The organism is Ensifer sp. KUDG1 (genome assembly GCF_050434285.1).
Taxonomy (GTDB): domain Bacteria; phylum Pseudomonadota; class Alphaproteobacteria; order Rhizobiales; family Rhizobiaceae; genus Ensifer.
Genome location: NZ_JBNDIG010000002.1, coordinates 658,328 through 677,140, shown reverse-complemented (window position 1 = coordinate 677,140; position 18,813 = coordinate 658,328). Strand labels below are relative to the sequence as shown.

Here is an 18,813-nt window from a genome sequence, read left to right as displayed (position 1 = left end):
TGCATAGGGTACTTGCATGACGACCGACAAAGATTGGCTGTTGCTCACCAAAGAGACCAAAAGAAAGCTTTCAGACGCCACGTGGATTCCGCTTCGAGCCGCCCGGTCAATGGTAACGACACGAGCGATTACAGATATCGGTTATTCGAACGATGAGTTTTTCTGTGGTTCGGTAGCGTTTCCGCGCGGAAATAGAAAGTTTGCTGAATCCCTAGGTTGGTCAGACATCGGCATCGGCAACCAAGGAACACCCTACGCTTATTCTGATGGAGGATATAAGCGGTGCGATGAATATCAATACAACGACAAGGAACCCGTTGGCGTCAATTTGATCTTTTCGCATTCGCCGACAGGCATCCACAGGACCGATTGGATTATCAATCCAGATTTAATAATGGCGCTGGACTTGGTCCAAGAAGGCAACAAATGGATCAGGCCATCGGAGGACTTCTGCGACGTAATTCGTGTCGAGTTGGATGAAAACAATTCACCGGTCTCTATCGAAATAAAGAGAGAGTTCTTGATCGACTATCTCGCTGCGCGAGACTTGGATCTACGCATTTCACACTACCGACAACGCGCCATGAATTTTTCGGCCCTGTCAGAAACCCCGTTTGACGATTTCGAGTGTAGTGATCTTCAGCGCGACGGGGGGCGATTTAGCCTGCGCATAAATAGTATTGACGCAGTTTTTGGAGGGAAAACGCATCTTTTCAGAGTTTGGCGAACGGAATTCGACAACGACGTTGATGCTCCAATCTTGGACGAGTTGTCAGACAGTAACACTGCCCATGAATCGCGGGTCGTGGAGGGGGAGCAATTTAGTGGAATACGGATCGAAGCTGAGTTTTGGGGTGAAGAGTGGATTGAACATCAGGGCGTCAGCGAACGTGTGCGCAGGGACAACCCAGTAAGCTATCCAGAATTCATCACAAAGCCGGATGGAAGCAGAGTTAGCTCTGAGAAGCTTAATGACGAAGATGTAGGCCTGTGGCTTTGGTTTAGGCCCCGCATTCTGAAAGATATAATCGAGAAGAGAGGGGCCAGTCTCAAATGGCACACGGCAGAAACTGGCTCTGTGAGGACCGCTGCCGGCCTTTCCGTACACTTTGGCATTAACAAAGATGATCTAGTAACTGTATATGCCCACGATATTGCCCGCCAAGATATTTGGGAACAACGACTATGGAGTTCCTACAATGTGACGCCTCAAGGCGGCATATCCAAAGAGCTTGCCGCCGCCCAAGTGCATACGATGCCAGCTAAGACCTATGCGGCAGAAACAAAGCTGGAGCATATAATTGAAGCTTTCTCACAGTTTTTCTCTGATGAGTTCGGCGTATCTGTTGTAATTGTACCTTTGGATACAACTCTATTTCAAAAAACAATCTCGCGATTTCATGGTGAGGACGAGAGATCGCTGTTAAGGCTCGCGAAAGAAATGACGAGAGCTTTTTCCGATAGGCTCAATATTGATGTACTAAGAGAGATAGCAGGAGTATCAAAGGCGGAAAAACTCGGATCGATAAAGCTGATTGAGCGAATACTCGCGAGTAAAGTCGGTTCAGAAAAGGCTCGCGAAATCTGCGGCATCTTGGTCGGAGTATACGATCTTCGTACGGGGGATGCTCACCCGACGAGTAGTAAGATAGAAGAGAGTTTTCAGTTGGTTGGCGTTGATAGAACGTTGTCATATCTACGTCAGGCCGAGCAACTGATAGACAGGTATGGGTATTCCATTTGGCGGACCATAAGAGTACTCGCTGAGCGGTGAACTACAGGCCTGTACTGTCGCCGTGGCGAAGTATCTGTTGCGGCTGCCGCATATTATGCCTGACGACACATTCGCCAGCAGGCCCCACACCCTTGCCGCCTCCCCCATTCCCCGCTACAACCACCGCATGATCAACACCGCGCTCATCGCTGCCACCTATTATGCGACGTCCCCATAGGGAGCGGCGCGTTTCGATCATGTCTTGAAACAAGCCGCCGTCAGGCGGCTTTGTTTTGTTCAGTGCTCCCTGGCGGCAGTGCCATGGAGAGTACCGATGACCCATACCGACAATTCCACCGATGCCTTTGAGCCGCGCTCGGCGATCGCCCGGACGCTGGTCGAGCGCGGTTATGTCAACCAGGTGACCGATCTTGAGGGCGTCGATCACGCCTTTGCGACCGGGATCGTGCCGGTCTATGCCGGCTTCGATGCAACGGCGGACAGTCTGCATGTCGGGCATCTCATGCCGATCATGGCCCTGCGACGGCTGCAGCAGGCGGGCCACAAGCCGATCGTGCTGATCGGCGGCGGCACAACGCGGATCGGCGATCCGAGTTTTCGCTCGGCGGCACGGCCGATGCTGTCGGAGGACGAGATTGCGGCCAATGTCTCCGGCATCCGCACGGTCTTCGAGCGGCTGCTGACCTTCGGCGACGGGGCGAGCGATGCGGTCATGGTCAACAATGCCGACTGGCTGGACAGGATGGCCTGGATCGACATGCTCCGGGACGTCGGCAAACATTTTTCCGTCAACCGCATGCTCTCCTTCGACAGCGTGAAATCGCGGCTGGAGCAGCAGGAGAACCTGAGTTTCCTCGAATTCAACTACATGATCCTGCAGGCGGTCGATTTCCTCGAGCTGTTTCGCCGCACCGGTTGCCGGCTGCAGCTTGGCGGCGGCGACCAGTGGGGCAACATCGTCGGCGGCGTCGATCTGTTGCGCCGGATCGAGGGCGCGGAGGTCTTCGGCATGACGACGCCGCTTCTGACCACCGCCTCGGGCGTCAAGATGGGCAAGACGGCGGCCGGCGCCGTCTGGGTCAACGCGGATCGCCTGTCGCCCTACGACTACTGGCAGTTCTGGCGCAACGTCGAGGATGCCGACGTGGTGCGCTTCCTCAAACTCTTCACCGACCTGCCGCTCGACGAGATCGAAAGGCTCGGCCGCGCCGAAGGCGCCGACCTCAACGCGGTGAAGGAACGCCTCGCCAACGAGGCGACGGCGCTGGTGCATGGGTCGCACGCGGCCGAACGGGCGCAGCAGACGGCGCGAGAGGCTTTCGGGCAAGGCGAAGCCGCCGCGGGCTTGCCGACGGTCGAACTCAACGGCGCCGAGCGCGCCGCCGGTGTGGCGCTCGTCGATCTGCTCGTCCGGGCCGGCCTGGCGGCATCGAAGAGCGAGGCGCGGCGCGCGATCGCCGGCCGCGGCGTGCGCATCGACGGTGAGGTGGTCGAGGATGCGGACGGGCTGGTGACCATCGGCGGACAGCCGCTCCGGCTCTCGCTCGGCAGGAAGCGCCATGTGGTGGTGAAGTAGGCTAGCCGGCGGCGGCGGCCGCGCCGCCGCCGCCCCGTTCAGGGGCCCGTCACAGGATTTCAGCCGCGCCTTCGGCGCGAAGGCGGTTGCGGCCAGCCTTGCTGGTGCCGTTTTCCGCCGTGCGGACGCACGGCTGCTGGATCCCTGTGACAAGCACAGGGATGAGGCTGCAGAGGGGCTGTATCCGGCCAGAACCGGGCTCCCTCATCCGCGGGGCTGGAACTTGAGACGGAGCGGCGGCGAGATGGCAACTCCGAGAACGTCGAATAACGTCCCTGGGTCGCCGCGTCCAATGCTCTCCACAACGACACCACCACCCTCATCCGCGGGGCTGGGACCTGAGACAGAGCGGCGGCGAGATTGCAGCTGCGAGAGGTCGGACAACGTCCCCTGGGTCGGCGCGTACAATGGTCTCCGCAAACACCACAACGACACCACCACCCTCATTCCTGTGCTTGTCACAGGAATCCAGCCGCGCCGCGTCTGCGGCGCAAAGGAGATCTGCACTCAAGCGCAGGCGCACGAGCGCAGTCGCGCATTTATCCGCCACGCGAATGCGCCGCTGGAAGCAGGGATGAGTAGCGACGGGCTGCGGCTGCCAAGATCGTGGCTGCAATGGTGCGAAATGCTGACTAAAAGGCTGCAGCGGCCTGCATCGTGGCTTCAACGCCGAGAGAGAGTGTGATGCGCTCCATGGCCAGGCTGACGTCGCGGCGGTCAGCCCGCCGCAACCGCCCTCGCCTCGACCTGCCCTGCATCGTCGCCAAACTCTTCGCCCCACTTGCAGAGCGCATCCGCCGCCACGTTCAGCGCGGCGCCGCGCTTGGTCAGCGAATAGACCACTTTTGGCGGCGTTTCGGCATAGATGGTGCGGCTGACGAGGCCATCGGCCTCCAGTTCGCGCAGCTGCTGCGCCAGCATCTTCTCGCTGATGGCGGGCATCGCCTGGCGCAGGCGCCCGAAGCGGCGCGCCGCCTTGCCGAGTTCGCAGAGTATATCAACCTTCCACTTGCCCTCGATCGCCCGCAGCGCGGTCATGAAACCGCAGTTCTCCATCGCGTCCGTCACGTCTTCCTCCCTTACGCCGGGGTAAGCACTTACCCGCGGGTGCGTATTGCGACCCGGTTGCCCCACCTTACGTCTCAGCCGCGACGACAATCCCGTCGCGTCGAACAATCGAAGCGGGATGCGCAGCAGCGCCGACCCGCGCCATGGATATGGAGACTGGACATGCAACCTGCAATCAGTGTTTTGGGAATGGGGCGAATGGGATCGGCACTGGCGCATGCGCTGCTGAAGGCGGGATACCCGACGACGGTATGGAACCGCACGCCGGCAAAGGCGGCGCCGCTTGCCGCTGCCGGAGCCGAGGTGGCGGCCAGTGTGCGCAACGCCGCTGCCGCGTCCGACATCGTCATCGTCAATGTCAGCGACTACCAGGCGACGCAAAGCCTGCTGCGCGCCCCTGACGTCACTGGCACCCTCAAGGGCAAGCTGATCATCGAGCTGACCTCCGGCACGCCCGACGGCGCCCGCGAGGTGCAGGATTGGGCCGGGCGACATGGCATCCGCCACCTCGACGGCGCAATCCTGGCGACGCCGGATTTCATCGGCACCGAGGCGGGCACCCTGCTCGTCTCCGGCCCGGCCGCAGCGTTTGAGGAAAGCCGGGCGGTGCTCGGCGCGCTCGGCGGCAATGTCCAGCATATCGGCGCCGATCCGGGCCTTGCCAACGCACTCGACAGCGCCGTGCTCGCGCTGATGTGGGGCGCGCTGTTCGGCGGACTGCAGGCGATCGCGGTTTCGCGCGCCGAGGCAATCGATCTCGAAACGCTCGGCAAGCAATGGTCGGCGACCGCGCCTGTCATCGATGGCCTCGTCGCCGACCTGATCAAGCGCAGCGCCGCCGGGCGCTATGCCGCCGACGGCGAGACGCTTTCCTCGGTCTCGCCGCACTATGGCGCCTTCCACCATCTGGTCGAGCTGATGGCCGCCCGCGGCATCGACCGCACCATCAGCGACGGCTACGAGGCGATCTTCCGCCGCGCCATCGACGCCGGCCACCTGCACGACGATTTTGCATCGCTGTCGCTGTTCATGGGGCGTCCGTAAGGCGTAGGTGACGGGGCGCGCGCGCCGTCAGCTGTGCCGCCCCGCGCCACAATCTTTCAGATTTGCGCTTTAAGCCGTTGGTCCATCGCCGCGTTTCGCGCCCGCCGCCCCCTTGCGCCACGTGCGGCGGTGGGCACTCATTTCGCGGCCTCCGCACCGCCCCCTTCGCCTGCCGGCTTGAGCACTCCGACCAAGGTCTTGCCGTCGGTGAAGTAAGGATCGCCGCCGCCGTTGCGGCCCGATGTGGTGGCGCCGATACCGGGGATCTCATAGGTCGACGCTACCTGCCCGGCCTTGTCGAGGTCGCCGATGACCAGATTGCGTTCGGCATCGAGATCGGGGCCGATGTGGTGGGTAATCTGGCCGGTATCGTGGCTGAGGCCGACACCGCGGTCGAAGCTGGCCGAACCGAGCCAAAGTGGGCCGTTGCCCTCCACAGGCCTGGTCGTCTGCCAGAAGCGCACATGGTTGCGCTGGTCGGCGCTGTGGCCGACCGGCTTCTCGAAGGCCAGGTCCTGCTTGCGCCCCTCATAAAACAGCGGGCTGACGGGCGCGTCGAGATCTGGTCGGTCGAGCACGACGCTGAGGCCGATATCGACCGAGGACCTGAGCGTCACCTTGTCGGCAGCGTCCCATCCGGCCGCGACGAAGGCGCGGATAATCTGCTCCTTGGAGCCGACCAGCCCGACATTGATCGGGTCGCCTGGAATGCCCTGCTCCGTGGACGTGACCATCGGATTGAGCGGAACCCTGCGCCTGGAGTCATGGAAGACCCAGAGTTCCGGAACGAGAAAATAGCTGACCGCGAGATAGGCGGCGAGCATGGTCGCCAGAAGGAGAACGGCTGCACGCATGTGTGAGCGGCGGCTCATGCCACTCTCCTTCACTCCAGACGATGGCAGAGGTCCCGGCTATCGGGAACCGGCGGAGACTATGGCACCGATAGAGGCGACTGCACAGCGGTGCCAAAAAGGCGAACGCTGGCGACATCAAGACCGGCGATCGCGCCGGCCGATAGCCAGGTCTCCGGATCACGGGTGTCGTCGTCGTCCCGGCGTACTTACCACAGGCAAAGTCGAGACGGCGCCGCCTACTCCGCCGCGTGCGCCTTCACCTCCAGCGCCTCAAGTTCATAAGAGTAACCTTCCAGCATTTCATAGGCCTGCTCGATCGTCTTGATCTGCTCGTCGGTGTTCTTGATCGCCTCGGCGATCGAGCGCGAGCGGGCGCGCAGCATCGAGCCAAGCACGTCGGTCTCCGGCCGGCGGCCGAGGCGGTCGAGGTGCTTGCGCACGCGGGCGCGGTGACGCTCCAGCTCGAGAATATGGAAGCGGCTCTTGACGATATCGTCCGAAAGCTTGCGACGCATGGCGGCGACGGGATCGAAGCTGCCGGGCTCGCGCTCGTCGAGGATGAACTCGTTGACCAGCGTTTCCAGCATCATCAGGCCCTTGAGATCACGCGCGTCGGCCAGTTGCGGATCGTAGCCGGTGTCGTCATAGACCTTGCGACGGACCGGATCCTTGAGCAGCTCATAGGCCACCTGCAGCCGGGCAAACTGTTCGGGATCGCCGCCGGAATCCGGATGCGCGGATTTCGCCGCCTTGCGATAGGCGTTGCGGATTGCCTGATTGTCGGCGTCGCGTTCCAGTCCAAGCAGTTCGTAAGGGTCGATCACGCTGTCCCTCTCCGTATGTCACTCCCGCCGCAGGCCAAAGCCGTCGGCGCATTCTTCAGGCACGTCACGCCGTCCCGCTTTGCGCGGCCGGCAGGGCATCGCTAAGCCATTGCCGGCCAAGACGGAACCAACCTTCGGTAAAACCTGCGCGTTATCCTGGGGATGCGCAAGTCTTATAGCGAGGCGCAAGCCCACCAACGGCAGTCCACCTCAAGACGCGAACACCCGTTGGCGGCGCGCACGTTCGGTCGCGGTCGGGACGAAATTGTGTCCGCAAACCGGCCGTCCCCGATTTTTCTCCCGGCCCGGAAAGCGACGATCGAGAACCGGCCAAAGCCCTGCAAAGACAGAGGCCGGACGGCTTGCCGCGGCGCACAAGGCGCTTGCCTTTTTCTGCAAATCCTGTCACTTCTTCCGCCGTTCGGGCGATTTCTATCCCGGAGACTGGACTTTCAACTGCGCCCGGCCTTGTGTCGGGACCGCCGGCAGCGGCACCGTAGACGTCTTTTCCCCGATATCGTGACCACTCGACGCCTTTCCGCTTGCAAGCGGAAGACGAGATGCCCACATCCCCCAGGGGGCGCGGGCAACGCAAATTGACTGAAGGAAAAGGACTTCTTCCATGGCCACCAAGGGCATCGTAAAATTCTTCAACCAGGACAAGGGCTTCGGCTTCATCACGCCGGATGGCGGCGCAAAGGACGTGTTCGTACACATCTCCGCCGTTCAGGCCGCTGGCCTCGCTACCCTCAAGGATGGCCAGCAGGTCACCTTCGACACCGAGCCGGATCGCATGGGCAAGGGCCCGAAGGCCGTCAACATCCAGGCTGCCTAAGCCGGATCGTCCAGTCGGACATTCATTTGGGAACGGCGCTCCGCAAGGGGCGCCGTTTTCGTTTGGGGGATCGCTAGAGCGCAGCGCCCCACGCCTTCACGCCCAGCGTCATGCTCGGGCTTGACTCGAGCATCCAGAACCGGGCACGCCCCACTTGTTCGGAGTTGTTGAAGATCCTCTGGGAAAAGTCGAAACGCACGCAGACCGCGCCCCGTGATGCCCGGGCCGAACCAGAGGATCCAGAACCATACTCGCCATCTTCCCTTGGTAGCGCAATTTCCACCCGGGACAGAACCGCCCGGCGGATCCTCGGGTCGAGCCCGAGGATGACGGGTGAAAAGCCCGGCGCCCCCCTCGACGGCCCTACGGGTCGCCGCGCATCGCGCCAGCCACGCTTGTGCTCGTCGCCTACTCCGCCGCCTGCTTTGCCGCCGCCGCCTCGAACACCGCATCGAAGGCCGCGTGGATCACGTCCGGACCCGCGCCCTGGCGGGTCGCATCGGAAGACAGGATCTGGCGGTAGCGTCGCGCACCCGGCCAGGCCTGGAAGAGGCCGACCATATGCCGCGTCACATGGATCAGGCGCCCGCCGCTGGCGATATGCGCAGCGGCGTAGTCCGCCATGGCGTCACGGACACTGGCCCAGAAATCGAGATCGAGACGATGGCCGCGCGCGGAGAAGGTGGCGCCGTCTTCGACGATGGGCTCGACCCCCGTTAGCGGATGCGGGAAATGGCGATCCGCCGCGGTCAGCATGGCACTGTCGTGATAGGCGGCGCGGCCAAGCATGACGCCGTCCAGATGCTGAAGCTGTTCAAGCGCCTGATCAAGGGTCTGAAGACCACCGTTGATGCCGACGAAAATATTGGGGTTTTCCTGCTTCAACCGATGCACGAGACCATAATCGAGTGGCGGGATCTCGCGGTTCTCCCTGGGGCTCAGGCCCTGCAGCCAGGCCTTGCGGGCATGCACCCAGACAGCATCCGTGCCGGCATCGACCACGTGCGCGACGAGCGTGCGCAGCGCCACTTCCGGATCCTGATCGTCGACGCCGATCCGGCACTTGACCGTGACCGGGATTTTTACCGCCGCCTTCATCGCTGCAACGCAGGCAGCCACCGTCTCCGGCTCCTGCATCAGGCAGGCGCCAAACGTGCCGGATTGCACCCGGTCCGACGGGCAGCCGACATTCATGTTGATCTCGTCATAGCCGAAGGCTTCGGCGATCCGTGCGGCCTCCGCCATCTTCGCCGGATCATTGCCGCCGAGCTGCAGCGCGACGGGATGCTCCGATCCGTCAAAGCCGAGCAGCCTCTGCCGGTCCCCCCGCAGGATCGCCTCAGCGACGATCATCTCCGTATAGAGCAGCGCATGACGCGACAGTTGCCGCGCGAAAAAGCGATAATGCCTGTCCGTCCAGTCGATCATGGGCGCAACGGCAAAGACAGGTCCCCTGAAGTACCTGCACCCACCCACGCTCTCAACCGTTTGCGCTGTCTTCATCATCTCTTGTCAGCTCTTGCTTGAGCCCTGCTCTGACCGCCGTCGTTGGGCGATTGCTAAATTGTAGCAAGTGGTCCGGGGCTTGTCGTAAATCCATGGGCAGCATCGTCAGGCCAATGCGCCCCAATGGGTCGGCGTCATATACCGCGTGGATCCGCAGAATGCGAGAGGGCAAACAGTCCAAGGTTAGAAGACGTGGCAGACCGGACAGAGTTGAAGGCCCCGACCGCTCTCACCGGCGTGCTCGACCGACATCTGAGGCCGAGCGGTCTTGTCGGGCGCACGATGGCGCAGACGCAAGAATGACGGCAGGCTCGAACGTCTCTAACTCGTTTACAAACCACAATTTTTGTTTAGTTAGAGCTGACCGTCGCAATGAGGGATTGATGTCGAATATTGTCAACACAGTTTGGATCGGCAAGCAGCTCGGCCCTGTTCATGCCGCTTGTTTGCGATCCTTTTTACGCAATGGTTATGATGTGGTGCTGCATTCGTTTGGAATGCCAGAAGATGCACCTCTAGGCGTAAGATTATTTGATGCAAGCAAGCTGATGGCTTTGCAGGAGGTCGACGTTTTTCGAAAAGCCAAGATGTTGGCTCTTGCGTCGGACATCTATCGCTATCGCATTCAACGCGAGGGTATGGGGCTCTATGCCGACTGCGATGTGTATTGCCTGAAGCCCCTGGACGAAGATGATTACATTTTCGGATGGGAAAGCTCCAAGTTGATCGGCAGCGCCGTTCTGAAGATTCCGCCTCAAAGCCACTTGCTACAAGAGCTTCTGGAGGCAGCCGAGGACCTTCATTTCATTCCGCCATGGCTGCCTCGCCGCAAGAGAAACAAGATGGGGCTGCGGAAAAAGCTCGGTTTTCCGGTGCATGTCGCAGACCAGGCTTGGGGCGTCATCGGTCCGCAACTCTTGACGCACCACGTGCGTGAGATGAACCTGACGAACCACGCGTCCAGCATAGATGCCTTCTACAATCTGCATTTCGAATGCACGGGCCTGCTGTACGAACCTGGGCTTTCCGTTCGCGACCTGGCGACCAACCGCTCGTCCTTTCTTCATCTCTGCAACTCCCGCCTGAAGCCAAGTGGCGTTCCGGCCGGCAGTCCGATGCATGAAATTCTGAATGCGTGACGTTGGATGACGTCAGAAAGAGCGGGCCTCGATGAAGATCGCCTGCCCGCCTTTCGGCCGCAAAACGCGCAGCGCAAAAGAGTGATAATGCCGCCCACGTGGACAGCGTCAGGCTTAACCGAACGGCACGGCCGTCCAGCGGTAGCGAATGCTGCGGAAAAGGAACGGCGGCAGGGCCGCTAGCTGCAAGGACAGGCGCTTGCACTCGCGCCAGAGCTTCTGGTGTATCCCGAGCTTCACGCGAACCGTCGCGGCGGCCGGCTTGCGGATCGTGCTTCCGTGCGCGGGGTCGGCGCTGTCGAGCAGCATGCCCTGGATGCAGACGGCCGGATAGAGCTGATGGATGCGGCAGTCCTCGGGCCGCGGCACCTCGTCGTCGAACATGAAATGATCGACGGGGCATGGAAACGACGCCTCCGAGAGCTCGAGCAGTCTCTTTGCATAGTCCCGAGAGATGACATAGCCGCCCGTGCCGACATGGCATCCCCGCAACGCGTGGATCGAGCGCCCGGCATCGGCGAGGACACGGGCGCGGCTGAGAAACACCTTCTGCCGGAAGGTCTCGATCTTCAGCAGCCCCACCTCGGCCGGTATCCAATCCGATGACGACAGCACATGGGTGGCGCTCGGCGAAAAGAAGACATCGTCCTCGATCACCGCGCCATAGGCATCGTTCCCTTCCGCAATGATGGCCCAGCACGTCCGATGGCTCATGAAGCAGGCGATCTCGGCCTTGTTCATCCTCTTCCACTGCTTCGACGCCGGCTGCATCGCCAGAACGGCGTCATCGAGCTTTCGCCCATCAACGGCAGCGACGCGCTCGAAATTCAGGCCGAGGGTGGAAAACTGGCTACCGATGTGGACCAGGCGCTCAGGGGAACGGTCGAGATTGATCACCAGGCAGCGCATGGATACCCTGCTTCCTTCCATCTTGGCGTGTGTGGGTCGAAGGCGCATGCCGCATGGCGTGCCGCACGCGCTCGAACACCGGAACTCCGAAAAAACGCTCCGAAATCAACGGCAGGGTGACCGAACGCATCATCGGGATTCGTACAACTGCGCGACGAGCTATCACGGATCGCGCAGCGTCACAACGATCAGCCCTGCGGCGACAAGCTGCTGCGCGACAACGACGTTTGCGAGCTCCTCGCAATACGGGGCTGACGGGATTACCAGCTGGGTTCCGTCAAAGTGCCCCCAAAGGGGGAGCGCCGCGCCGGCGCGCGCCCATAGGGGCATGGTTTCCATTTTGTTAAGCAAAATCACCGATTGTGCCGCATCGACTGGATCGTCATCGGAGCGAAACATGAGCTACGATTGGAGCGGCGCACGGCGCCGGCGGACAATAGCGACCGTCATCGGCGCCGCATTTCTGCTGCTGGCACTGGCGGCCACGGTGGCAGCATCGGTTGGCACGAACCTTTTCTGAGCGACAGGCACTTTTTTTGCGGCTTTGAACGACAGAGGACGGGCGCGTGATTGCCAACGGAAGGAAGGCAGAGATCGGCTCGCCTCGCCCTCTCCGTTCCACCCCCACGGGCTTGACGGCGCCCGCGGACAGGACTAGGGCAGCGTTCCTGTATCGTTACCGGTCACAGGAATAAGGACGGACGGCATGAAACGCGCGATCGCGGCACTTCTCACGCTTCTCTTGGCCGGATGCCAATCGATGGAGTTGGAGGCGCCCGAAATCGCAAAGCCCCGACCGGCCGCCCCTTCCGTCCCGACGCTGTCGGGCGACGCGCTCCAGGCCTTTCTCGTCGGCAAGACGCTCCGCTACAATCTCAACGGCGTCAACTCGACCTTCTTCCCCGACGGCCGCTACGGCTATCGCGACTACGAGGTGCGCGACGGCGGCAGCTACACGATATCAGGCGACGAGGTCTGCATCACTTTCGAGGATGGCGGCCGTCGCTGCGACCAGTATGCGCAGATCGGTTCCGATTATTACCGGATCGAGGAAGGCGGCCGCCGCACCAAGGTCGACCGCGTCGTCCCGGCAGCCTGACTCGAGGACAACGGGCGCCTGTGTAACCCCTCATTCCCGAGGGGTTCAATTCTCCGGCCTTCTGCCATAGTGCGCGCGGGAATGCGACCTTGTGGGAGGGACGGGTGGCCCCATTGCGAGCGACACAATGCCTGGCGCTGTCGAAGGTCGACATGGCGAGGCTGCAGCGTGTCTTCGACGCGCTTTGCATCGAGCAGGGCTGGGCACGCGACGGGGAGCCGGCGCGGCGCCATGCCAGGATGCTGATCGACGACTATCTCGCGGGCAATACGAGCGAGGGGCGACTGCTCATTGCCGGTCGCGCATTTGCCGAAAGATTGCAGCGCGATATGCCCCGATAACGCCACCAGCGACGTTCGCACGACATGGCTTCGCCACCGCCGCTGGCAGCCGGCCCTGCCATAGCCGAAAAGCTGCTTACAAAAACAAACTCCTGCGCTACATTAGCAAGATCGACTGTCGGCGCTCTCGAGAGGAGCCAGACGCCGGCGGTCGCAAATGCCGATGTTCATTGAGATGATCTCGAGGAGGAGACGCATGCAATTAGTCTGGAAACAGCCGATCGAACTCGACTTCGTTAGCGGCGACTGCCGCACCGTCAAAGGCCCCTCAGACGCCCTCGCCTGCCTTGCAGACCACTGGCCTCGCCGCGGACCATTCTATGTCGCCGCCCGCAGTGCCTGCCGTGCCGCCATCGACGGCCGTCGCACCGCCGAGGAAGCCCGATCGCTGTTCATCTCGGCCGCCGAAGAAGCCGAGCTGCATACGCACTGACGCGCCAGCCAGCGCAGAATGGAAGATGTCGCCATCAAGGTGGCGAGCGCTTGTCATCGGGCAAGCGGCGCAATGATTTTTTGATTGAAAACCACGGCCTCTGATGGCCGCTTACGATTGTTCAAGCTCCGGGCATTCGCCCGACAAACGCATCATTTCAGCACATTACTGCCCAATCTCGGGTGATTTTTCCAGAAATGGCCCGATTTCTGTCGTGAAGCATTCATTTCTTTCTACTATATTCTGAGGTGCCTCACAAAAACCCATTTCGGAGCGCCTTAGTCCCCGCAAGGGAATACAAGAAAAACGATATACGGGAGAGAACATATGAGCGAGAGCAATCTCTATCGCATCGTTGAAGTCACCGTGAAGCGTGAAGGTGGCCGTCGTGATCTCGGCATCATGACCGTGCGCCAAGCCCTTGAGCTTCCCCAGGTCCCCAGCCTCGAATACAGCCATCCCGAGCTCAATTCGCGTTCGGACGGTCGTTTCCTGACCCGCGACCAGCTTCAGGCCTACGCGCAGTGCGCCTGACTTTGCCGATGATGGCATCCTTGCGGATGCCGTGATCGCGCGCGCCCGGCCGGGCGCGCTTCAACCAAAATCTCCTTCCTCAATCCTTGTTCCTAATTTTTCTGCAGATCGATTCCGATTCGCGGATTTATGCAGTAACGTCCGGATTCTCTCCCGCCTCGCTGGAACCGAAATCGGCCAACAGCGAGTGCACAACACACGCGCGGTGCTCTTCCTGTCGCTTGCGATTAGGCGGACGCCCAAGACCGGACGATCATGGAAACAATCATCCCACCACCGCTTCCCGTGCTGCTGCCGATTTCCGGCAGCCTCGTCGGCTTTCCGGTCCGCCGGGTCTATTGCGTCGGCCGCAACTATGCCGCCCATGCCATCGAGATGGGGCACGACCCGGACCGCGAGCCGCCGTTCTTCTTCCAGAAGAACCCGGACAACCTGCTTGCCGCCGGTAGCGCCTTCCCCTACCCGCCCTTGACCACCGACGTTCATCACGAGGTCGAGTTGGTCGTGGTGCTGAAGCGTGGCGGCAGCGACATCGCCGTCGAAGACGCGCTCGATTGCGTCTACGGCTATGCCGTCGGCATCGATTTCACCCGCCGCGACCTGCAGGCGGAGGCGAAGAAAGCCGGCAAGCCCTGGGCCGCCGCCAAGGCGTTCGAGCATTCCGCCCCGCTCTCGGCGATCGCATCGGCCGAAACGATCGGCCATCCGGTCAACGGCAATATCTGGCTGAAGGTCAACGGCGAACTGCGCCAGCAGGGCGATCTCGACCAGATGATCTGGAAAGTGCCGGAGATCATCGCCGAACTCTCCAAGCTCTTCACACTGGCTCCCGGCGACGTCATCATGACCGGCACGCCCTCTGGCGTCGGCCCAGTCGCGCGCGGCGACGAGGTCACCTGCGGCGTCGATGGCGTTGCGGCACTCGCCGTCAGCGTCGTCTGACCGACTCACTTCCGGCAGGCGGTCCGCCGCCTGCCGCCCGGCCGCAATCGGCCATGTAGCGAAAGGACAGAATGGATGCCGCTCTACGCCCTTGGATCACTGCGCCCACAGACGCCGCCGAAGGGTAGCTATTGGGTGGCCCCGGACGCCAATGTCGTCGGCCAGGTCGAGATCGGCGACGAGGTCGGCATCTGGTTCGGCGTAACTCTGCGCGGCGACAACGAACCCATCCGGCTCGGCGCGCGCACCAACATCCAGGAAAACGTCGTCATCCATGTCGATCCCGGTTTCCCGGTGACGATCGGCGAAGGCTGCACCATCGGGCATGGCGCCATCATCCATGGCTGCACCATCGGCGAGAATTCGTTGATCGGCATGGGCGCAACCGTGCTCAACGGCGCCAGGATCGGCCGCAACTGCCTGGTCGGCGCCAATGCGCTGGTCACCGAAGGCAAGGAGTTCCCGGATAATTCGCTGATCGTCGGCGCGCCGGCCAAGGCGATCCGCACGCTGGACGAGGCGGCGGTGGAAGGCTTGAAGCGCTCGGCGGCGCATTACGTCAAGAACTGGCGGCGCTACGCCGCCGATCTCACGCGGCTGGATTGATCGTAGGACAGTTCAGGGAGCGCTTTCCGGCCGCCCTCAAGCAACCGCCCTTACGCGCAGCTCTGGCAGTGGCCGCGAATCTCGATCGTCGTCTTTTCGGTCTTGAAGTTCTGCGCCCGCGTCAGCGTCGAAAGCCGCTGCTCGATTGCCTCGTCATGAAATTCGGTCACCTGGCCACAGCCTTCGCAGATGGTGAAGGCCGTGACGCCATGGTCGTGTTCGTGATCGTGCGGGCAGGTGCAGGCAACGAAGGCATTGATGCTCTCCAGGCGATGCACGAGACCGTATTCAAGCAGCTTGTCGAGCGCCCGATAAACCTGCAGCGGCGCACGAAAACCATGATCGCGCAGCTTGTCGAGGATGGTGTAGGCGCTCATCGGCCCTTCGGAATGGCTGAGCGCATCCATCACCAGCGTCTGGTTCTTGGTCAGTTGCGGCGTAGCCATTAGTGGTGCCCTCCAGGCGTGGAATGATGCGTCGCCTCGATCGGGCGGCGGCCGATCGGTAGCAGACTCAGAACGAAAAGCCCAACCGCGGCAACGACGATAGACGGTCCCGACGGGGTATCCCAGTGCAGCGAGCCGAAAAGCCCGCCGGTGACGGCGAGCGCGCCGATGACCGAGGCGAGTACCGCCATGACTTCCGGCGAGGTCGAGAAGCGCCGTGCCGTTGCTGCCGGGATGATCAGCAGCGAGGTGATGAGCAGGATGCCGACGATCTTCATGGCGATCGCAATCACCAGCGCCATCAACAGCATGAAAAAGAGCCGCGTGCGCTCCGGCTTCAGCCCCTCGGCTTCCGCCAGTTCCGGATTGACGGTCGAAGCCAGGAGCGGCCGCCAGAGATAGACGATCGCAAAGATCACCAGAATGCCGCCGCCCCAGATGATGTCGATGTCGGATTCGGAGACCGCGAGAATATCGCCGAAGAGGAAGCCGACGAGATCGATGCGCACCCAGGTCATGAAGGCGACGATGACGAGGCCGAAGGACAGTGCCGAGTGTGAGAGGATGCCGAGCAGCGCGTCCGTCGACAGCGCCCCGCGCCGCTGCAGGAAGAGCAGCAGCACCGAGACGACGGCCGCGACGATGAAGACGCTGAGCATCAGGTTGAGTTCCAAGAGCAGCGACAGCGCCACGCCCAGCAGCGCCGAATGGGCCATGGTGTCGCCGAAATAGGCCATGCGCCGCCAGATCACGAAGCAGCCGAGCGGCCCGGCCATGACGGCAATGCCGACGCCGGCGATCAGCGCGCGCACGAAGAAATCGTCAAGCATCGCGCTTCTCCTTCACGTCATAGCCATGCAGTCGTGAATGGTGGCCGCAGCCGCAATCCTCGCCGTGGTCGTGCACATTTTCCTCGTCGTCGTGGTGATGGCCGTCGCCAGGATAGCAATGTTCGGTGATCGAACCGTCCGCATGTAGCACCCGGCCGTCGGGCAGATGGGTGTGGTCGTGATTGTGGCTGTAGACGGCAAGCGTATTGGCCGCCCGCCTGCCGAAGAGTTTCTGATATTCCGGGCTCTGGCTGACCGCCTGCGGCGTACCGCGACAGCAGACATGGCCGTTGAGACAAACGACCGTATCGGTCTCGGCCATGACGATGTGCAGATCATGCGAGATCAGGAGAATGCCGCAGCCGGTGCGGTTACGGATCTGCTTGATCAGTTCGTAGAGCGCGATCTCACCGCTGAAATCGACCCCCTGCACCGGCTCGTCGAGCACCAGCAGGTCGGGCTTGCGGGCAATGGCGCGGGCGAGCAGCGCGCGCTGGAACTCGCCGCCGGAGAGATGCTGCACCTCGGCTTTCGCCAGATGCAGCACGCCGGTCGCCGACAACGCCTCTTCGATCTCCCGCCCCTTCAAAGGACCAGTCAGCGTCATCAGCCGCTCGACCGTCAGGGGCAGCGTCCAGTCGACAGCGAGCTTCTGCGGCACGTAGCCGACCTTGAGGCCCGGCTTGCGCTCGACATAGCCCTCGTCCGGCTTGAGCACTCCGATCGCCGTCTTCGCCGTCGTCGATTTGCCCGAACCGTTCGGCCCGATCAACGTGACGATTTCACCGGGGCTGATCGAGAACTCGACGCCGCGCACCAGCCAGCGGCCGTTGCGGCGCACGCCGGCATTGCTGAGATTGACCAGCGGCAGCGTTTCTGGGGAGCGGACATTCAACATGAAAAAATTCCGGATTGCATGGTTGCCACTGGCTATCGCACACGTTATAGCATAACGCAATTGATGTAATAACATTACATGACGACTTCAAGGCCATCAACGGCCTGTCGACGTGAGAGCTTTGCATGCCCGCAGTACCTCTGGCCGATGCGGACAGGGGCGTCAATCAAGCCCGGAGAACCCGATGAAATCGACATCCGCCCTGCTCTTTGCCTCCACCATGCTTCTTGCGGCACCCGCCGCAGCGGACAGCCCCAATGTGGTGGTTTCGATCAAGCCGATCCACTCCCTTGTCGCCTCGATCATGCAGGGTGTGGGCGAGCCATCGCTGATCGTAGAGGGCGCGGCCTCCCCGCACACCTACAACATGAAGCCTTCGAACGCGTCGGCCTTGCAGGCGGCGAAGGTGGTCTTCTGGGTCGGTCCCGGCCTGGAGGCCTTCCTCGACAAGCCACTCGACGCATTAACAAGCGGCGCAAAGGTGGTGGAACTCAGCGAAGCACCCGGTATCGAGAAACTGAAGTTCCGCGAAGGCGGTGCGTTCGAGGCGCATGACCATGGCGACGAAGGCCATGGTGAGGAAGGCCACAAGCATGCCGAGGGCGAAGCCGGGCACGATCACGGGCATGACCATGATCACGGCCACGGCGACACCGACCTGCACATGTGGCTCGATCCCATGAATGCCAAGGCGATGGCGGCCGCGATCGAAAAGACGCTCACCGAGGCCGATCCCGACAATGCCGGCGCCTACAAGGCCAACCTGGACGCGCTGAACAAGCGCCTGGACGCACTCGACGCCAAGCTTACGGAGACGGTGGCGCCGATCAAGGACAAGCCCTTCGTCGTCTTCCACGACGCCTACCAGTATTTCGAGCACCGCTACAAGGTTCGCGTCGCCGGCTCGATCACCGTTAGCCCCGAAGTGCTGCCAGGTGCGGAGCGGGTGTCCCAGATCCACGCCAAGATCAAGGAACTGGGCGCGACCTGCGTCTTCGCCGAGCCGCAGTTCGAGCCGAAGCTGATCAATGTGGTGATCGAGGGAACGCCGGCAAAATCCGGAACGCTGGACCCGGAAGCCGGTACGCTGGAGGCCGGCCCGGATCTCTATTTCCAGATGATGGAAGGGATCGGCACTTCGCTGAAGACCTGCCTCACCTCGGCAAGCTGACCCGTCCTCCCAAGACGGTATCG

Annotated in this window: 22 protein-coding genes; 13 read left to right on the top strand and 9 right to left on the bottom strand. The window is 61.8% G+C overall.

The genetic code is table 11. The annotated features are described in order from the left end of the window. Positions 1 to 16: 16 nt before the first annotated feature. Both M2267_RS08870 and tyrS read left to right on the top strand, forming a co-directional pair. Positions 17 to 1,774, top strand: coding sequence for a hypothetical protein (locus M2267_RS08870; protein ID WP_429114053.1), 1,758 nt, complete (start codon positions 17 to 19; stop codon positions 1,772 to 1,774). Between the two features lie 274 nt (positions 1,775 to 2,048). Then, positions 2,049 to 3,311, top strand: a complete 1,263-nt coding sequence (gene tyrS / locus M2267_RS08865; protein ID WP_429114052.1) for a tyrosine--tRNA ligase — start codon at positions 2,049 to 2,051, stop codon at positions 3,309 to 3,311. 717 nt (positions 3,312 to 4,028) lie between these two features. On the opposite strand, the gene M2267_RS08860 is transcribed toward tyrS, so the two are convergent. Continuing rightward, positions 4,029 to 4,379, bottom strand: coding sequence for a winged helix-turn-helix transcriptional regulator (locus M2267_RS08860; protein WP_429114051.1), 351 nt, complete (start codon positions 4,377 to 4,379; stop codon positions 4,029 to 4,031). A 162-nt stretch (positions 4,380 to 4,541) separates the two neighbouring features. Between M2267_RS08860 and M2267_RS08855 the strand changes: the two genes are divergently transcribed. Continuing rightward, the gene (locus tag M2267_RS08855; protein WP_429114050.1) at positions 4,542 to 5,423 is read left to right on the top strand and encodes an NAD(P)-dependent oxidoreductase; all 882 of its coding nucleotides are present in this window, start codon (positions 4,542 to 4,544) and stop codon (positions 5,421 to 5,423) included. 137 nt (positions 5,424 to 5,560) lie between these two features. On the opposite strand, the gene M2267_RS08850 is transcribed toward M2267_RS08855, so the two are convergent. Then, complete coding sequence (locus tag M2267_RS08850; RefSeq protein ID WP_429114049.1) at positions 5,561 to 6,295, bottom strand: LssY C-terminal domain-containing protein; 735 nt, start codon at positions 6,293 to 6,295, stop codon at positions 5,561 to 5,563. 218 nt (positions 6,296 to 6,513) lie between these two features. Further along, positions 6,514 to 7,101 carry a J domain-containing protein gene (locus M2267_RS08845; RefSeq protein WP_043625202.1) on the bottom strand — a complete coding sequence of 196 codons (588 nt, stop codon included), beginning with the start codon at positions 7,099 to 7,101 and terminating at the stop codon, positions 6,514 to 6,516. Positions 7,102 to 7,723: 622 nt separating this feature from the next. On the opposite strand from M2267_RS08845, the gene M2267_RS08840 reads away from it, so the two are divergent. Further along, positions 7,724 to 7,936, top strand: a complete 213-nt coding sequence (locus M2267_RS08840) for a cold-shock protein (protein WP_034788487.1) — start codon at positions 7,724 to 7,726, stop codon at positions 7,934 to 7,936. A gap of 408 nt (positions 7,937 to 8,344) precedes the next feature. On the opposite strand, the gene dusA is transcribed toward M2267_RS08840, so the two are convergent. Next, on the bottom strand, positions 8,345 to 9,442 hold the full coding sequence (gene dusA / locus M2267_RS08835) for a tRNA dihydrouridine(20/20a) synthase DusA (RefSeq protein ID WP_429114047.1): 1,098 nt from the start codon (positions 9,440 to 9,442) through the stop codon (positions 8,345 to 8,347). A gap of 383 nt (positions 9,443 to 9,825) precedes the next feature. On the opposite strand from dusA, the gene M2267_RS08830 reads away from it, so the two are divergent. After that, complete coding sequence (locus tag M2267_RS08830; RefSeq protein WP_429114045.1) at positions 9,826 to 10,581, top strand: hypothetical protein; 756 nt, start codon at positions 9,826 to 9,828, stop codon at positions 10,579 to 10,581. Positions 10,582 to 10,695: 114 nt separating this feature from the next. Here the strand turns inward: M2267_RS08830 and M2267_RS08825 are convergent, their stop codons facing one another. Together M2267_RS08825 and M2267_RS08820 are read right to left on the bottom strand one after the other, a co-directional pair. Continuing rightward, entirely contained in the window at positions 10,696 to 11,490 is a 795-nt protein-coding gene (locus M2267_RS08825; protein ID WP_429114043.1) for a glycosyltransferase family 25 protein, read from the bottom strand. A gap of 162 nt (positions 11,491 to 11,652) precedes the next feature. Next, positions 11,653 to 11,889, bottom strand: coding sequence for a hypothetical protein (locus M2267_RS08820; RefSeq protein ID WP_429114041.1), 237 nt, complete (start codon positions 11,887 to 11,889; stop codon positions 11,653 to 11,655). On the opposite strand from M2267_RS08820, the gene M2267_RS08815 reads away from it, so the two are divergent. The 7 genes from M2267_RS08815 (at position 11,888) to M2267_RS08785 (ending at position 15,445) form a co-directional block, all read left to right on the top strand. After that, on the top strand, positions 11,888 to 12,010 hold the full coding sequence (locus tag M2267_RS08815) for a hypothetical protein (RefSeq protein ID WP_402317887.1): 123 nt from the start codon (positions 11,888 to 11,890) through the stop codon (positions 12,008 to 12,010). The two genes, M2267_RS08820 and M2267_RS08815, sit on opposite strands and share 2 nt — an antisense overlap. A 186-nt stretch (positions 12,011 to 12,196) precedes the next feature. After that, entirely contained in the window at positions 12,197 to 12,589 is a 393-nt protein-coding gene (locus M2267_RS08810; protein WP_429114039.1) for a hypothetical protein, read from the top strand. 104 nt (positions 12,590 to 12,693) lie between these two features. Further along, a complete protein-coding gene (locus tag M2267_RS08805) occupies positions 12,694 to 12,930 on the top strand; it encodes a hypothetical protein (RefSeq protein WP_246765000.1) in 237 nt (78 codons plus the stop codon). 196 nt (positions 12,931 to 13,126) lie between these two features. Beyond that, complete coding sequence (locus tag M2267_RS08800; RefSeq protein WP_082006202.1) at positions 13,127 to 13,363, top strand: DUF982 domain-containing protein; 237 nt, start codon at positions 13,127 to 13,129, stop codon at positions 13,361 to 13,363. Between the two features lie 327 nt (positions 13,364 to 13,690). Beyond that, positions 13,691 to 13,897, top strand: coding sequence for a hypothetical protein (locus M2267_RS08795; RefSeq protein WP_043625188.1), 207 nt, complete (start codon positions 13,691 to 13,693; stop codon positions 13,895 to 13,897). A gap of 255 nt (positions 13,898 to 14,152) precedes the next feature. Then, positions 14,153 to 14,839 carry a fumarylacetoacetate hydrolase family protein gene (locus M2267_RS08790; protein ID WP_429114037.1) on the top strand — a complete coding sequence of 229 codons (687 nt, stop codon included), beginning with the start codon at positions 14,153 to 14,155 and terminating at the stop codon, positions 14,837 to 14,839. A gap of 75 nt (positions 14,840 to 14,914) precedes the next feature. Continuing rightward, entirely contained in the window at positions 14,915 to 15,445 is a 531-nt protein-coding gene (locus tag M2267_RS08785; protein WP_043625182.1) for a gamma carbonic anhydrase family protein, read from the top strand. 50 nt (positions 15,446 to 15,495) lie between these two features. On the opposite strand, the gene M2267_RS08780 is transcribed toward M2267_RS08785, so the two are convergent. Genes M2267_RS08780 through M2267_RS08770 form a run of 3 tightly spaced genes read right to left on the bottom strand, consistent with a single transcriptional unit; the run spans position 15,496 to position 17,619 of the window. Further along, positions 15,496 to 15,891 (bottom strand): Fur family transcriptional regulator, encoded by a 396-nt coding sequence (locus tag M2267_RS08780; RefSeq protein ID WP_192446335.1) that lies wholly within the window; start codon positions 15,889 to 15,891, stop codon positions 15,496 to 15,498. Then, the gene (znuB, locus tag M2267_RS08775; RefSeq protein ID WP_429114035.1) at positions 15,891 to 16,721 is read right to left on the bottom strand and encodes a zinc ABC transporter permease subunit ZnuB; all 831 of its coding nucleotides are present in this window, start codon (positions 16,719 to 16,721) and stop codon (positions 15,891 to 15,893) included. The genes M2267_RS08780 and znuB overlap by 1 nt, the downstream gene beginning before the upstream one ends. Beyond that, positions 16,714 to 17,619 (bottom strand): ATP-binding cassette domain-containing protein, encoded by a 906-nt coding sequence (locus tag M2267_RS08770; RefSeq protein ID WP_429114032.1) that lies wholly within the window; start codon positions 17,617 to 17,619, stop codon positions 16,714 to 16,716. Before M2267_RS08770 ends, znuB begins: the two co-directional genes overlap by 8 nt. 184 nt (positions 17,620 to 17,803) lie before the next feature. Between M2267_RS08770 and znuA the strand changes: the two genes are divergently transcribed. Further along, positions 17,804 to 18,790, top strand: a complete 987-nt coding sequence (gene znuA / locus M2267_RS08765) for a zinc ABC transporter substrate-binding protein ZnuA (protein WP_429114030.1) — start codon at positions 17,804 to 17,806, stop codon at positions 18,788 to 18,790. The last annotated feature ends 23 nt before the right edge of the window (positions 18,791 to 18,813 follow it).

Coding starts and splice junctions, on each gene's coding strand:
- M2267_RS08820 (WP_429114041.1), bottom strand. CDS start 11,889: ATGTTTCGCTCCGATGACGATCCAGTCGATGCGGCACAATCGGTGATT.
- M2267_RS08825 (WP_429114043.1), bottom strand. CDS start 11,490: ATGCGCTGCCTGGTGATCAATCTCGACCGTTCCCCTGAGCGCCTGGTC.
- M2267_RS08795 (WP_043625188.1), top strand. CDS start 13,691: ATGAGCGAGAGCAATCTCTATCGCATCGTTGAAGTCACCGTGAAGCGT.
- M2267_RS08830 (WP_429114045.1), top strand. CDS start 9,826: ATGTCGAATATTGTCAACACAGTTTGGATCGGCAAGCAGCTCGGCCCT.
- M2267_RS08810 (WP_429114039.1), top strand. CDS start 12,197: ATGAAACGCGCGATCGCGGCACTTCTCACGCTTCTCTTGGCCGGATGC.
- M2267_RS08780 (WP_192446335.1), bottom strand. CDS start 15,891: ATGGCTACGCCGCAACTGACCAAGAACCAGACGCTGGTGATGGATGCG.
- M2267_RS08785 (WP_043625182.1), top strand. CDS start 14,915: ATGCCGCTCTACGCCCTTGGATCACTGCGCCCACAGACGCCGCCGAAG.
- M2267_RS08790 (WP_429114037.1), top strand. CDS start 14,153: ATGGAAACAATCATCCCACCACCGCTTCCCGTGCTGCTGCCGATTTCC.
- M2267_RS08800 (WP_082006202.1), top strand. CDS start 13,127: ATGCAATTAGTCTGGAAACAGCCGATCGAACTCGACTTCGTTAGCGGC.
- tyrS (WP_429114052.1), top strand. CDS start 2,049: ATGACCCATACCGACAATTCCACCGATGCCTTTGAGCCGCGCTCGGCG.
- M2267_RS08815 (WP_402317887.1), top strand. CDS start 11,888: ATGAGCTACGATTGGAGCGGCGCACGGCGCCGGCGGACAATAGCGACC.
- znuA (WP_429114030.1), top strand. CDS start 17,804: ATGAAATCGACATCCGCCCTGCTCTTTGCCTCCACCATGCTTCTTGCG.
- M2267_RS08840 (WP_034788487.1), top strand. CDS start 7,724: ATGGCCACCAAGGGCATCGTAAAATTCTTCAACCAGGACAAGGGCTTC.
- M2267_RS08850 (WP_429114049.1), bottom strand. CDS start 6,295: ATGAGCCGCCGCTCACACATGCGTGCAGCCGTTCTCCTTCTGGCGACC.
- M2267_RS08855 (WP_429114050.1), top strand. CDS start 4,542: ATGCAACCTGCAATCAGTGTTTTGGGAATGGGGCGAATGGGATCGGCA.
- M2267_RS08770 (WP_429114032.1), bottom strand. CDS start 17,619: ATGTTGAATGTCCGCTCCCCAGAAACGCTGCCGCTGGTCAATCTCAGC.
- dusA (WP_429114047.1), bottom strand. CDS start 9,442: ATGATGAAGACAGCGCAAACGGTTGAGAGCGTGGGTGGGTGCAGGTAC.
- M2267_RS08870 (WP_429114053.1), top strand. CDS start 17: ATGACGACCGACAAAGATTGGCTGTTGCTCACCAAAGAGACCAAAAGA.
- znuB (WP_429114035.1), bottom strand. CDS start 16,721: ATGCTTGACGATTTCTTCGTGCGCGCGCTGATCGCCGGCGTCGGCATT.